Origin of the sequence: Micromonospora sp. HM5-17, assembly GCF_003762835.1 — a bacterium.
GTDB lineage: Bacteria > Actinomycetota > Actinomycetes > Mycobacteriales > Micromonosporaceae > Plantactinospora.
This window is the reverse complement of record NZ_RJWA01000016.1, coordinates 12,219-25,843: the sequence shown is the minus strand read 5'-3', so window position 1 is coordinate 25,843 and position 13,625 is coordinate 12,219. Positions and strand designations below refer to the sequence as shown.

The following is a 13,625-nucleotide window of genomic DNA, read 5'->3' as shown; positions in this document are numbered from 1 at the left end:
GACGGTGCGATGGGAGGTCGAGGCGCAGGCCGGCGGCGCCCGGGGCGCGTCGGCCGGGGTCCCCGGACCCCGATCAGCTGCCCTATCTTGTTGACCATGTCGGCTCCCGGGACGAGGTGAGACCGATCCAGGGTCGGGACACCGAGCGTGCCGGCGTCACCATCCCCGGGACCGTCGGGAAGCCGTATGCCCTTGACACCAGGGTCTTCCCTGCCACGTCACAACTCATCGGAAGCGGAAACCATGTGGAGAGACGACCACGTCGACCTTGCCGGCCTGCGGGACCTCCAGCGCCAGGCTGAGGAACTCGCCGCCCAACTCTCCGCCGCGGCCGCCGCGGCCGAGGCGGAATTCGTGGGCGGTGACAGCGCCGGTGCGGTCGAGGTGACCATCGACGGCAGCGGAGCGCCGGTGCGGGTGCGTCTGGACCGGGACTGGCTGCGGATCACAGGAATGTCGGGTCTCGGCCCTGCCGTCATCGACGCCGTACAGGCGGCGACCAACGAGCGGCTGACGGCGTGGGCCACCGAAGCCTCGACGTTCGAGGGCGGGCCGGACACTCAGCAGCCGACAACGATTGACCGGCTGGAGCGGGCGGAGGTCGGTGACCCCTCCTCCCGGCAGTCCATGTATGCCATGCGGGATCTGCTCGACCTTGTCGATGGCGCTCTCGAGCATCTCGACCGCATGGCGGAGGCCGCCGAGAGTGCGGCCACGCGGAGCACGACGGCGACGAATCCCACCCGCACCGTGCGGGTGACCAGCGTCGGCGGTACCGTCACCGAGATCGACTTCGATGACGAGTGGCTACGGTCCGCTCACCACGAACGCATCGCCGACGCGATCCGGGACGCGCTGGCCGCCTCGTGGCGGGCGGTCGAGGAGGAGCGGCAACGCGTCTTCGAGACCGTGCCGGGGATGGAACGGATGCGGCGGCTGACCGCCTCCCCCGAGGCGCTCCTCCGCGAGGTCGGCCTCATTCGCTGAACACAGACGTCACAGGAAGGACACGGGGATGGGTACTCCGAGCAAGGACATGATCGACGCCTCGATCAAGGCGCTCTATACCGACGCGGGTACGTGGGCGGGTATGGCCGACCAGCTCGACGCGATGGAGCGGGTGGCCCGCGGACTCACCCTCAGCACGTTCGAGTTCAGCGGACTCGCCCACGCTGTTGGCCTTGACGAGGTGTACAACAACCTGCAGGAGCGCATGGCCAGCCTGCTCAAGGAGGGCAGCGCCAACTTCGACAGCATCGCCGGCGCGTTGCGTACCGCCGCTGATGGCTACGCGCGCGACGAGGAGAAGGCCGTGCACCGCATGAAGAAGATCTACTAGGGAAGGGGAATACCACAATGGTTGGGTTTGCGCCGACCGTGATGTCCGAGGGGGAGTTCCGCGCGAAGCTGACGAAGATGGAGAAGCTGAACAACGACGTCAGCAAGAATTGCACGACGTTGTTCAGCCGCTGCAATCGCGCCATAAGCATCCTGCCGCCTCCCTTGGCGCAGAAGCTGAACAACGCACTGAACAAGCTCAACGAGCTGATCAAGAAGTTCTTCGAGGAGATAGCCAAGATCTTCCTCAACCCGGGCTGGCCGTTCGGACTGATGTCGGCCGGCAATGACTGGACCGCGAAGGTCGGTGGTCCCGCCACCCAGCAGGCAGCCAAGATCAACGAAGAGCAGATGCGTATCGACAACCACTGGCAGGGCCCGGCGGCCGAGGCCTACTCCAAGGTGCTGCCCTCCCAGAAGGATGCGCTCAATGCGATCAAGACGGCGACGGACGCGATCGACAGCAATCTGCAGAAGACCGCGTACGGCATCTTCGGGCTCTGGGCCGCTATCGTCATCGCGGTGGCGATGTTCGTTGCCGAGTTGACGGCCGAGACGGCCGCCGCAGCCACCGTCGTCGGCGCGCCGCCCGCCGCCGCCGGCGCTGGCGCCTCGACAGCCAAGGTCGTCGGTCTGATTACCGCCATCGTCGCCGCCTTCGTCGCCTACGTCGGCACCCTGGTGGACAGCCTCACGTCCCTCCGGCAGACCCTGGCCTCCAGCGCCGCGTTCCCCGGTGGCAAGTGGCCGAAGTCCACCACCTCCGACTTCAGCGACGGCAGCATCAGCGACGGCGACACGACGGACTGGCGAATCAAGACCAATGATTGAGCACCAGGGCCCCACCCCGTACGCAGGGCACGTCGACGCGCAGTCTCGCCCGCTGCCGCCCGGTGGCGGGCGTCGGCTGCGGCGTGTGTACCTGACTCTTCTGCTGGTCGCCGTGGTCGCCCTCGCGATTCTTCTGCCCATCGGCTGGTTCCTGACGGTGGCGTCGATCGGCGACGACGACCTGCCGCTCGTGGTCGTGGGTGCCGCGGTGGCGACCGTCGCCGCCATCCTGCTGCTCGCTGCCCTGGTCACTGGTCGCGCGGCGATTCACGGCGACGTCGTCGCCACCGGGACGGCCCGCACCTCGGCGGGGTTTGCGCTCGCGGGGGGACTGACCGGGTGGATCGGGGCGGGGCTCGTTGTTCTGCTCGCGATCGTCCTGGCTCTGCTCCAGATCGATGTCGTTCTGGTCAAGGCCGTCCCGCTGACGATCGCGTCACTGCTCTCGGGAGTCCTCAGCGACCGGGCCCGACGGATCGCCACCACCGCGCTGTCCGCATAGGACGACGGTGCCACGTGACGTACCGTTCCGTTCCCGGTCACCGGCGGCGCACCCGGGCTGTCCGGGGGTCGGGGGTTACGGACGTGTGCCGCCATCCTGGGACGACCCCCGGTCGAGTACGTCTCCGCTCGGGGCGGGGCTGCGGATCTGGCGAAGGGTGTTGGCCGGAGCATCCGGCGACCCGCCGGACAGCCCTGCCCCGATCGCGGCGAGCGTGTCGACGACCGTCCGTACGGCCAGCCGTGCGTAACGGTCGGGCCGGGAGAGCGAACAGAGCGTTCGGTCCGACCGCACGCCGCGGAGCGGCCGCAACACCAGCCCTCGCCCGGGTTGCGTGGTGAACCTCGGCAACAGTGCCAGGCCGGCACCGCAGCGGACCAGCTCAGCGACGAGCTGATTGTCCTTGATTCGGACGAACCTCCGCAGGGATTCGCCATTGCTGCGCTCAACGGCCTGCAGAACCGTGTCGAAGGGGTATCCCTCGGGTACCCCGATCCACGTCGTGCCCCGCAGGAGTTCGGGGGTCACGTGGTCGTAGCGGCACAACGGGTGGTCCGAGGGCAGCGCCACATCGATCGGCTCGCGCGCGAGCACACGTCGGACCAGTCCCTCACTCCCGCTGGGGAACTCGGCGGTGAGACTGTGCGCGATGACGATGTCGAGGTCGAGCGTACGTGCGGCGTAGTCGACCTCGGCGAGGTCGAAGTCGTCCATCTCCAGCTCGATCTCGCTCGTCCGCAGCCGCTGGACCAGTGGGGGGAGGAGTGCGGCGCCGGCTGACGGGAGGCCACCGATCCGGACCGTTCCGCGCGGTTGGCCCGTGGCCGCGTCGAGGCGGGCGCGCACGCTGGCCAGAACCGCGCTGACCTCGTCCGCGCTGTCGGCCAGCAGTTCGCCCTCCGGGGTCAGCCGCAACCTGCGACCGACGCGTTCGACGAGCTTCACGCCGATCTCGCGCTCGGCGGTACGCAGCTGCTGGGACAGTGCCGAGGGGGTGCGATGGGTTGCGGCTGCCACCGCGGCCAGGCTGCCGCGGACCGACAGCTCCCGAAGCAGCTCCAGGTGGGCGGCGTTCATGAAGGAAGCCTAATCCGTCTGTGTAGAAACTATCGCTGGACTTAACGATGGGGGGCGGGGAGTCTCGAGGTCATGCCCGCTCGTCATGTCCTCCTGGCGGTGCTCACGTCGGTCATCTGGGGTCTCAACTTCATCGCCATCCACGCGTCGTTGGAGCACTTCCCGCCGCTGTTCCTGGCGGGTCTGCGGTTTCTCGTCGTCGCCATCCCGACCGTGCTGCTGGTGCCCCGCCCCGCCGTGGCGACACGCTGGCTGGTCGCCTACGGCCTCGGGTTCGGGACGGTGCAGTTCATCGGGCTCTATCTGGGTATGGCCGCCGGCCTGCCCGCCGGTCTCGCCTCGCTGGTTCTCCAGTCCTCCGCGCCGTTCAGCGTGGTGTTGGGAGCTCTCCTGCTCCGGGAGCGGATCACGCCAGGCCGGATCGTGGGTGTCGCGGTCGCGGTGCTCGGCCTCGCGCTCGTCGGCGTCTCCCGGGGCTCCGCCGGAGCCTGGGGCCCGTTCCTCCTGGTGGTGCTGGGTGGCCTCGGCTGGGCCGTCGGAAACCTGGCGAGCCGTCAAGCGGCGGCACCCAACCCCCTGCACCTCACCCTCTGGATGTCGGTGGTGCCGCCGCTGCCGCTGTTCACCATCTCGCTCGTCGCCGAGGGCCCGGGCCGAATCGGGGACGCCGTCGTGGGATCGTTCTCCGCCGCCGCGGTCCCTGCCTGGCTTGGTCTCGCCTACACCGTGCTGTTGGGGACGGTCCTCGGCACCGCGATCTGGGTGTGGCTCATGGCCCGTCACGCGGTCAGCACGGTTGCCCCGTTCTCCATGCTGGTCCCCGTCACCGGGCTGCTGGCGGGATGGGCGTTTCTCGGCGAGGTTCCGGCCTGGCTGGAACTCGTCGGCGGCGTCCTGGTGATCGGTGGGGTCCTCTGGGCCTCAACCCGCAGCGTCGGACCGCCACCTCGAACCGGCGCCGACGCGCGCAGTGTCGCCGTCCAGGGCGGGCCGCCGTCACCGGCATCGCGTACCTGACTGACAACGCTCGTCGCGGACCTGCGGCCGAAGGCCTCCGGTTGTGGCGCGGGCCGTCTGGGCACCACGCCAGCAACCGGAGGCCCTCGTGTCGTGTGCCAACGCCGTGCTATCGCCTCACGCGTTCTCGCCGCCGCTCGCCAACGGCGGCGGGCCGCCGGCACCCGGGCATCCCGTGCCGATCCGGCCGGTCTCGAAGTATCGGACCAGCTCGGCGCCGCAGGAAGGCTCGAACAGCACCGACCCGTGTACGTCATCCTCGACGGTGAACACGGTCCCGCCGATGAGTTTCTGGACCTCGACGGTCCACTCGTACGGGGAGATCATCTCGTAGCGGTGTCCGGACAGCACGAGTGACCCCGCGGCGCGGTGCAGCCGGACCTCCTGGACCGGCAGCGGCCAGCCGGCGCAGCGTACCGAGAAGTCGGTGGCCCGGCCGGTGACCGGGTTCTCGGCGAGCCGACGCTGGTAGGCGGCCCAGGCGGTGGCGAAGTCGGGTCGGCTGGAATCCTCGTTGCACATCACCGCCTGCTGCATCGTCGGGCTGAACCTGTCCGGTCGGCTGACGCCGGGTTCGGATGGCGACGACTGGCCACCGAAGATCTGCCGAACCGTCGGCGGAGCGGTCGGTCCGGTGGCGTCGCGCAACTCGGCCAGCGCCCGGGCGGCCGTTGGCCAGCCCCGGGAGTCCTGACTGGCCAGTTTGGCGATTATCGAGCCGTCCACGGGCATGGGCAGGTCGGTGAACGACCGGGGCTCGTCGTCGTACGACTGCCGGAGCGCCACCACCGCCGCCCGGACCTCGTCGGCGGACGTCCCGAAGTGGAGGACGTCATCGTGATCCGCCATCCACTCCGCCATCCGGCCGAAGTTGCGTTCGGCGGCGGCGGTCCGACGGTCGTCGAACATGTCGAACTGGTAGTGCGGCATCGCCACGCTGTCGAGGAACATCCGGTCCACCTTGCCGGGATAGAGGCTGCGGTAGACCATGCCGAGCCGGGTACCCCAGGACACGCCGAGGAAGCTCAGCCGCCGCTCGCCCAGCGCCTTCCTCAGCCGGTCGAGGTCGTGGGCGACGTTGGCGCTGGTGAGCTGGCCCAGGAACTCCGGATCGGAGCCGGCGCAGGAGACGTTGTGGCGTACCTGCGCGTCGTAGCGCTGCCGGGCGGCCTCCTCGGTCAACGGCCCGGCCTGCGGTGACCCGGCTGCCTCCGGTGGTGGACACTCGACGTTCGTGCTGTAGCCGACACCGCGGGGATCGAAGCCGATCAGGTCGTACCGCTCGTTGAGGCGGGCGTGCTCGGCGTGGGTCATCACGATGTCGATGGGCATGAGATAACCGGGCCCGCCCGGGCCGCCCGGGTTGAGCGCGATGCTGCCCAGGCGGCGCTTCTGGTCCGTGGCCTTGAGCCGGGTCAGCGCGATGCTGATCGTGCGCCCGGTCGGCCGGCGGTAGTCCAGCGGCACGGTGACGGTGCCGCACTCGGTGCGGGCCAGCAACGCCCGGAACTCGGGTATCCGATCGGCCCGTACGCCGCGGGCGCGGATCTCGTCATCCGAGTACTCGGGACAGGGCTGCCAGCGTACGGTCGGGACCGGGGAGGGCGGTGCCGCAGCGGTGGGCGCGCCCACGACCATCGTGGCGAGCCCCGCGACCGACACGACCAGCGTCGTCACCATCCGCCGGCCTGTCGGCGGGCGGGTGGATATCGGGAATTGCGTCATGCCGGACATCCTGGGAGAGAGCGGGTCACCTCTGCGTCACCGTTTTTGGTGACGCACGGGAAATGTCGTGTTTGCTGAGATCGGCTCCGTCACGGAATCCGTTCCGTCGCACGAGAGGAGAACAGCCGATGACAGCCGATCCGCAGGACCATCACGCCGCTGAGTCGCCTCGACACCGTCGGGTGGTCACGACCAGCCGGCGACGTCTACTGGCCGGAGCGGCGGCGCTCGTCGGTGGACTGGCCCTGTCGAGCTGGCCGACGGCCCGCCGGGCGGTCGCGGCGGCGGCCACGAAACGGTCCCAGGTACGGCTGACCCTGCCGGCGCCGACCGGGCCGTACCGGATCGGTACGGCGGCACTGCACCTCGTCGACCACGATCGGCAGGACCCGTACTGGACGACTCCGCATCCGCGGGAACTGATGGTCAACATCTGGTACCCCGCCCGGGGCGTCGGCCGGCTGGCGCCGTGGATGCCGCCGGGGGCGCTCACCTACTACCGCCCGGAGCTGGAGGAGTTCTTGTCGTCCTCCCCGGACACGCCGCCCGGCGAGGAGCCGATCGACGAGCCGGTGTCGCTGGCCGGCGTCGAGTTTCCGATCACCCACGCCGGTCAGGACGTCCCGGTCGCGCTGTCGGCCCGGCCGTACCCGGTGGTGCTCTTCTCCCCGGGCGCGGGGCAGAACCGTGAGGAGGGCACCACGCTGGTCGAGGAGCTGGCCAGTCACGGCTACGTCGTGGTCACGATCAGCCACACCTACCAGGCGCCGGAGGTCGAGTTCCCGGGCGGCCGGGTGGAACGTGGCCGGCGTGAGGGCCCGACCGTCGTACCCAACGAGGCGGTGGCGCTCCGTCGTGTCGATGTGCAGTTCGTGCTCGACAGCCTCACCGCGCTCGCGGCCGGAACCAACCCCGACGCCGGACGCCGCCGGCTGCCCGTCGGCCTGGCGGGCTGCTTCGACATGACCAAGGTCGGCATGTTCGGTCACTCGCTGGGTGGCGCCACCACCGCCCAGGCCATGGCCAACGACCCGCGGGTCATCGCCGGCATCAACCTCGACGGGAGCTTCTTCCCCGAGGACGTCAACCCGATCGGCGCGCAGCCCGGCGAGATCGAGCCGGCGCTGGAGAGGATCGCCGAGCGCATCGGCGAGCGACCCTTCATGATCATGGGTAGCATCGGCGTCAGCCCCGACGAATTCGGCATCATGACCAGCATCGTCTGGCACAACCTCCGCGGCTGGCGCCGATTCATCTCGCTGGTCGGCTCGTCGCACGGCAGTTACACCGACGGGCAGGTCATCTTCCCCCAGCTCGCGGCCGCCGGCATCATCCCCTCGGCCGACCCCTGGATGGGCACCATCGACCCCGACCGTTCGATCGCCGCCCAACGGGCCTACATCCGCGCGTTCTTCGACCGCACGCTCCTCGGCCGCGACTCGCACCTGCTCGACGGCCCGTCGGCCGCGTACCCGGAGGCCAACTTCTACATGTAGCACCGCCCCGGCAGCGGCTGGGCGCCCTCACCCGTCGCAGTCCATATGGTGAGGCCCCGTGGCAGCGGAGCCGCCGGATCTGCCGGTCGTCGACGGGCGGGCACGCGTGCCCGCCCGTCGACGAGTTGGATCAGGTACGCCCGGCCTCCGGTTCGTCACGGCGCCCGGGTGCGACGACCAGCCCGACCCCGAGCAGGAGGCCGTCTTCGCCGAGCTCACCGCCGGCTGGTCGGCCGAGGACGTGCGGCGCTTCCACGGGTACCTGCAACGCCTCCTCGACGCCCAGCGGAAACGCCGGTAGCCGGTCCGCGCTACCCCGGCTACTCGGGCCGGACGAGACCCGACTCGTACGCGATGATCACAAGCTGGATGCGGTCCCGGGCCTGCAACTTCGCGAGCAGCCGTGCCACGTGCGTCTTGGCGGTGGCCATGCTGATGTGCAGCTGATCGGCGATCTCGGCGTTGGACAACCCCCGCGCCACGAGGACGAGCACCTCGCGCTCCCGACCGGTGATGCTCGACAGCTCCGCCGGCTGTCGGCGGGCCGGCTCCGGCCGCTGGGCGAACTCGCGGATCAACCGACGGGTGATCCGCGGAGCGAGCAGGGCATCGCCGGCGGCCACCACCCGGATGGCGGCCAGCAGGTCGGCCGGTGGCGCGTCCTTGAGCAGGAATCCGCTGGCTCCGGCGCGTAGCGCCGCGTAGACGTACTCGTCCCGGTCGTAGGTGGTCAGGATCAGCACCTTGACCTCGGGTTGTCCGCGGTGATCCGCGCGGTCGCCTCGATCCCGTTGAGCAGCGGTATCCGGATGTCCATCAGGACCACGTCGGGCCGCTGTTGGCGGGCCACCTCGACCGCCTGGATCCCGTCGGCGGCCTCACCGACGACACTGAAGTCGTCGACGGTCTCGATGAGGAGGCGAAGCTCGCCCGAACCAGTGCCTGGTCGTCGACGACCACGACGGTGGTCATGCGGCCCGCTGACGATAGCCGCACCGTCCGTCCGGCACGTCGGTCTCTCGGCCGTCATCCTCGGGAACGACACCGGCGGCCGGTACCCGCTCGACATCGTCCGGCCGGCGGCGCGAAGATCCGGTCTGCGGGCCGACGCGCGTCACGGCCGGCGGCGACATGCTCGTCCCTCATGGAACCCCACACCATCGAGGTACGCGAGCTGACCAAGCGGTACGGAGCGACCACGGCGGTGGCCGGACTGTCGTTCGTCGTACGGCCGGGGCGGGTCACCGGCTTCCTCGGCCCGAACGGCGCCGGGAAATCCACCACGATGCGCATGATCCTCGGCCTGGACCGGCCGACCTCCGGCGCGGCCCTGGTCGGCGGCCGGCCGTACACCCAGGCACCGGTGCCGATGCGGTGCGCCGGCGCGCTGCTCGACGCGGCTGCCGTGCACCCCGGCCGGACCGCGTACCACCACCTGCTCGCGCTCGCCCGCAGCAACGGCATCGGCCGCCGCCGGGTCGACGAGGTGCTGGGGGTCGTCGGCCTGGCCGACGTCGCCGGTCGGCGGATCCGGGCCTTCTCGCTCGGTATGCGCCAGCGGTTGGGGATCGCCGCCGCCCTCCTCGGCGACCCGCCGGTGCTCATCCTCGACGAGCCGGTCAACGGCCTGGACCCCGAGGGGATCCGGTGGGTTCGAACCCTCGTGCGGTCACTGGCCGCCGAGGGACGGACCGTGCTGTTCTCCAGCCACCTGATGAGCGAGGTGGAGGACACCGCCGACCACCTGATCGTCATCGGGCGTGGCCGGCTGATCGCCGACACGACGATGGCCGACTTCCTGCGGTCCGGTCGCCAACACCACGTGCGGGTACGCAGTCCACAGTCGGCGCGGTTGGCGCGGGTGCTCCGTGACGCGGCCGCGACCGTCGACGTCCTCGACGACGACACCCTGTCGGTGTCCGGGCTGCCCAGCGAACGGATCGCGGACCTCGCCGCCGAGGCCGGCCTGCGGCTGTACGAACTCAGCGCCCAGCGCACGTCGCTGGAGTCCGCGTTCATGGAACTGACCCAGGAGGCGGTGCAGTACCGTGCCGCCGAACCCCTCGGAGAACAGCGATGAACCGATCCGCCCCGACCCCCGCCCCGATCACCCGGTCCGGTTTCGGGCACGCCGTCGCGGCCGAATGGACCAAACTGGTCTCGCTCACCTCCACCGCCTGGAGCCTGGCCGCGACCATGATCATCATGGTGGGTTCCGCGTTTCTCACCGCACGCGCCCTGCCCGGCTTCCAGCCGGCGGAGACGTACCCGCCCGCCGATGTCATCACCGCGGCGTTGCAGGGCGTCGTCTTCGGGCAACTCGCCGTCTGCGTCCTCGGCTCGATGGTCATCACCAGCGAGTACGGCACCGGCGCGATCCGGTCGAGCCTGGTCGTGGTCCCCGTCCGGGGCCGGCTGCTGGCGGCCAAGGCCGCCGTCGTCACGGCGCTGGCGCTGGTCGTCGGGGCGGCGGGTGCCGTGGCGTCGTTCGTCGTGGTACGGCTCCTCCTCAGCGACCGGGCAACTCACGTCGGACTGGACGACCCCGGCGTGTTCCGGGCACTCGCCGGCTGCGCCCTGTATCTGGCCACCCTGTCCTGCCTGGCCCTGGCCGTCGGCGTCGTCGTCCGACACAGCGCCATCGCCATCAGCACCCTGGCGGCGGGCGTGCTGATCGTGCCGATGGTGCTCACCCAGCTCGGTGACGCGGGCCGTACGGCCCTCCGGTGGTGGCCGACGGAGGCCGGCATCCAGCTACTGCGGATAGAACCCACGGGCCTGGCGCCGTGGCCGGGGTGCGCGGTCCTCGCGACGACCACCGCGGTCCTGCTCGCGATCGCGTACCTCCTGCTGAAGCGGCGGGACGCCTGACGTGGCGCGCCGCGTCGAACCGGCGCCGCACCGCCGGAGCGACGACGTGCCCGGGGTGACCCTCGGGCTGCGACCGGTGAGCCGACGGACCGGTCGACGGGTGGCACCATGCCCTGTCGAGCCGAGGTTTCCGCGTCAGGGACCTGTCGGTCAGGCGCGGCCGAAGGGGTTCGATCCCCTGACGTTCTGGTCCTGGGGTCTGGCGACCAACGGGCGATGCCCGGGCGGTCGGCTGGACAGCCGCCCGGAGACGTCGGCGTATCCCCACCGACCGGGAACACCGCCGAGCGCGATGGCGCCGACAGCCCCGGGCAGCGCCGCGTCGACGGTCAGCCGCCCGCCGATGGGTTCCATGCCGAGCAGGACACGCATGAGCAGCAGGATCGATCCGGCGGAACCCCCGTACGGGCTGCAGGCCGATGGGTACCGCACCGGAAAACTGGTCCGGGCCCGGTCGTAGCCGCCGAACGTTTCGGGTAGCCGCCCGTTGAAGTAGCGGGCGGCGTCGAACATGCCGACGGCGATTCGCCCGGCCTCCTCCGCGAAGCCGTACCGACGCAGTCCCCAGGCGATCAGCGAGTTGTCGGCGGGCCAGACCGAGCCGACGTGGTAACCGACCGGGTTGTACCGGGCCTGTCCCGCCGCGAGCGTACGCACACCCCACCCGGAGAACAGCTCGGGACCGAGCAGGCGCCGCGCCACGGCGGCGGCTCGCTGCTCGTCGACGATCCCGCTCCACAGGAGGTGGCCCATGTTGGACGCCAGGGCGTCGATCCTGGCCCCGTTACTGTCGAGGCCGAGCGCGTAGTACTCCCCGTCCTCGACCCAGAAGTCCCGGTTGAACCGTTGCTTGAGGTCGTACGCCTCGCGTTCCAGACGGTCGGCGTACTCCGGCTCACCCCAGAACAACCGGGCCAGCCGCGCACCCCGCATCTTGGCGTCGTACGCGTAGCCCTGGAGTTCGCAGGTTGCCCGGTACGGGCCGGGGAGTCTGCCGTCGGCGAACGACACGCCATCCGGCGATTCCTTCCAGCACTGGTTCACCGGCCCGTGGTGGGGGTTGCGCGGCTCGTACCGGACGTAGCCGTCGCCCAGCAGGTTGCCGTACGTGTCGATCCAGTCCAGTGCGCGCCGGGCCACGTGGCGCAGCTGCCGTACGAGGTCGGCGTCGCCCGTCCAGCGTTCGTACTCGTCGAGCAGCACCACGAACAGGGGTGTGGTGTCCGCGGCCCCGTAGGAGAGCGAGTGGGGCAGCTCGTCGAACGCCGACGACTCACCGTACCGTACCTGGTACAGGATCTTTCCCGGCTCCTCCTCGCGGAAGTCGTCGAGCCGGGTGCCCTGCACAGCCGCCAGCGCGCGCAGGGTCGGCCTGGTGAGGTCGGGGAGAAACGGCAGCGTCTGAAGGCAGGTTATGATGCCCTGCCGCCCGAACAGCGTCATGTAGTACGGCAGACCCGCGGCCGGCAGGTACTCCCCGCTGACCAGCCCCCGGTACCGCAGCGCCGCGAGGTCGATGACGCTGCGTTCGTACGCCTCGTTGAGAGCCTCGCTCCTCGACGTCAGCTGTGGCGCCCGGGCGATCCAGTCGTCGAGATCCGCCAGCGTCTGCGCCTTGGTCCGGTTCACCCGACTACTCAGACTGTCCCGGAGATCCCGGTCCTCTCCGCCCAGCATCAGGGTGTCCACCGTCAGGGTGCCGGTCCAGGACGAATGCGGAGCGATCCGGGGATGGAACGTCATGCCACCCGGGTCGACCGTCACGGGATCGCTGGCAGTGATCACGGTCTCTCGGAGGAAGCTCTCCCGGGCGTAGCTGATGCGGAGTTGGTTCTCACCCGTGGTGACCGATATGCGTCCCTTCTTGACCACGGGCTCCCCGATCTCGGAGAAGTCCGCGAAGTCATTCTCTATGTCGATTCGCACGGTCAGCTCCACCCACTCGGACCGGTGGTTGAGCACCGTCAGGTCCTCGTCGAACCTGCCCGCGATGGAGCGCCGCCGGATCACCGACAGCTGTGCGTCGATATAGTGGGTCGGCTCCCCGGGAGCCAGAAAGAATCGCGATTCGAAGTACTGCAGGTCGTCGACGGACAACGGATGGAGCCGCTCCCCGTTGATGGACAGGATCCAGGTCGACAGAAACCGGGTGTCAAACGAAAACAGGCCGGACGGAAAGTGGTATGACGAACAGATGTCACCGGCGTCGTCACTGACCACGAACCGGTTGCCGTCAAGCAGGGTGATGGGCTCCGCTTCCCTCATCGAGCCCGCCCCGCAACCCGTGGATCACGCGCGCTGGGTGCATCGGGAAAGAACTGCCGAAACGCCAGTATGAGGAGGAGGTTTCCCTGTACCCGCACCCGGTTACGCAGGATCGCCGCCACGATGGTCGTCGCTCCTGTCACCAGAAGGTCACACGTGTGGCGGTCCGTCTGCACCACGCTGTCGGCCGGATCCTTCCCGGTATGGGAGACCGAAATCCCATCGCTGTGGATGTCGACGTACCAGTGTTCCGTCCCGGTGTCCCGCGTCACGTCGAATCGCACCGTGCCCCGGGCCTCGCCCGGTAGGGCACCGTGACCGCGCTCCTCAAGCGTCTCGAAAAACTCCCCGGTCGGGTCCGCCACGCCACAACCTCTCCTCAGCTCAACCACCCGAGTCGAACCCGCCCGTACCTTCCCCGCCCCAACGGGTCAAAACCCGTGCCGCCGGCGCCCGGTTCCCGACCTCGGGCGCCGGCGGACTTTCTCCCACCGTTCGCGGCC

General features: G+C 69.9%; 13 protein-coding genes and 1 pseudogene. 9 read left to right on the top strand and 5 right to left on the bottom strand.

The genetic code is table 11. The features are described 5' to 3' along the window. The first annotated feature begins 243 nt into the window (after window positions 1–243). The 4 genes from EF879_RS25980 to EF879_RS25965 are packed head-to-tail and all read left to right on the top strand — an operon-like array spanning window position 244 to window position 2,671. The gene (locus tag EF879_RS25980; protein ID WP_158624302.1) at window positions 244–987 is read left to right on the top strand and encodes a YbaB/EbfC family nucleoid-associated protein; all 744 of its coding nucleotides are present in this window, start codon (window positions 244–246) and stop codon (window positions 985–987) included. 28 nt (window positions 988–1,015) lie between these two features. Next, window positions 1,016–1,339 carry a hypothetical protein gene (locus EF879_RS25975; protein ID WP_123563139.1) on the top strand — a complete coding sequence of 108 codons (324 nt, stop codon included), beginning with the start codon at window positions 1,016–1,018 and terminating at the stop codon, window positions 1,337–1,339. A gap of 17 nt (window positions 1,340–1,356) precedes the next feature. Beyond that, window positions 1,357–2,169, top strand: coding sequence for a hypothetical protein (locus EF879_RS25970; RefSeq protein WP_148086557.1), 813 nt, complete (start codon window positions 1,357–1,359; stop codon window positions 2,167–2,169). Next, complete coding sequence (locus EF879_RS25965; protein ID WP_148086556.1) at window positions 2,162–2,671, top strand: hypothetical protein; 510 nt, start codon at window positions 2,162–2,164, stop codon at window positions 2,669–2,671. Before EF879_RS25970 ends, EF879_RS25965 begins: the two co-directional genes overlap by 8 nt. 75 nt (window positions 2,672–2,746) lie before the next feature. On the opposite strand, the gene EF879_RS25960 is transcribed toward EF879_RS25965, so the two are convergent. Continuing rightward, complete coding sequence (locus tag EF879_RS25960; RefSeq protein ID WP_123563133.1) at window positions 2,747–3,748, bottom strand: LysR family transcriptional regulator; 1,002 nt, start codon at window positions 3,746–3,748, stop codon at window positions 2,747–2,749. A gap of 72 nt (window positions 3,749–3,820) precedes the next feature. Between EF879_RS25960 and EF879_RS25955 the strand changes: the two genes are divergently transcribed. Continuing rightward, window positions 3,821–4,765 (top strand): EamA family transporter, encoded by a 945-nt coding sequence (locus EF879_RS25955; RefSeq protein ID WP_123563131.1) that lies wholly within the window; start codon window positions 3,821–3,823, stop codon window positions 4,763–4,765. 117 nt (window positions 4,766–4,882) lie between these two features. Here EF879_RS25955 and EF879_RS25950 read toward each other — a convergent pair whose 3' ends face one another. Continuing rightward, window positions 4,883–6,490 carry an alpha/beta fold hydrolase gene (locus tag EF879_RS25950; protein ID WP_199736614.1) on the bottom strand — a complete coding sequence of 536 codons (1,608 nt, stop codon included), beginning with the start codon at window positions 6,488–6,490 and terminating at the stop codon, window positions 4,883–4,885. A 128-nt stretch (window positions 6,491–6,618) separates the two neighbouring features. Between EF879_RS25950 and EF879_RS25945 the strand changes: the two genes are divergently transcribed. Next, complete coding sequence (locus EF879_RS25945; protein ID WP_123563127.1) at window positions 6,619–7,986, top strand: hypothetical protein; 1,368 nt, start codon at window positions 6,619–6,621, stop codon at window positions 7,984–7,986. 58 nt (window positions 7,987–8,044) lie between these two features. Further along, window positions 8,045–8,287 carry a hypothetical protein gene (locus EF879_RS25940; protein ID WP_123563126.1) on the top strand — a complete coding sequence of 81 codons (243 nt, stop codon included), beginning with the start codon at window positions 8,045–8,047 and terminating at the stop codon, window positions 8,285–8,287. A gap of 19 nt (window positions 8,288–8,306) precedes the next feature. Here the strand turns inward: EF879_RS25940 and EF879_RS25935 are convergent. Further along, window positions 8,307–8,958: pseudogene (locus EF879_RS25935) on the bottom strand (response regulator). A 172-nt stretch (window positions 8,959–9,130) separates the two neighbouring features. Here EF879_RS25935 and EF879_RS25930 point away from each other — a divergent pair. Continuing rightward, window positions 9,131–10,066, top strand: a complete 936-nt coding sequence (locus EF879_RS25930; protein ID WP_123563124.1) for an ABC transporter ATP-binding protein — start codon at window positions 9,131–9,133, stop codon at window positions 10,064–10,066. Then, window positions 10,063–10,857 carry an ABC transporter permease gene (locus EF879_RS25925; protein WP_123563122.1) on the top strand — a complete coding sequence of 265 codons (795 nt, stop codon included), beginning with the start codon at window positions 10,063–10,065 and terminating at the stop codon, window positions 10,855–10,857. The genes EF879_RS25930 and EF879_RS25925 overlap by 4 nt, the downstream gene beginning before the upstream one ends. A 150-nt stretch (window positions 10,858–11,007) precedes the next feature. Here EF879_RS25925 and EF879_RS25920 read toward each other — a convergent pair whose 3' ends face one another. Together EF879_RS25920 and EF879_RS25915 are read right to left on the bottom strand one after the other, a co-directional pair. Continuing rightward, the gene (locus tag EF879_RS25920) at window positions 11,008–13,122 is read right to left on the bottom strand and encodes a glycogen debranching N-terminal domain-containing protein (protein WP_123563120.1); all 2,115 of its coding nucleotides are present in this window, start codon (window positions 13,120–13,122) and stop codon (window positions 11,008–11,010) included. Beyond that, on the bottom strand, window positions 13,119–13,487 hold the full coding sequence (locus tag EF879_RS25915) for an SCP2 sterol-binding domain-containing protein (RefSeq protein WP_158624300.1): 369 nt from the start codon (window positions 13,485–13,487) through the stop codon (window positions 13,119–13,121). The genes EF879_RS25920 and EF879_RS25915 overlap by 4 nt, the downstream gene beginning before the upstream one ends. Window positions 13,488–13,625: the final 138 nt, after the last annotated feature.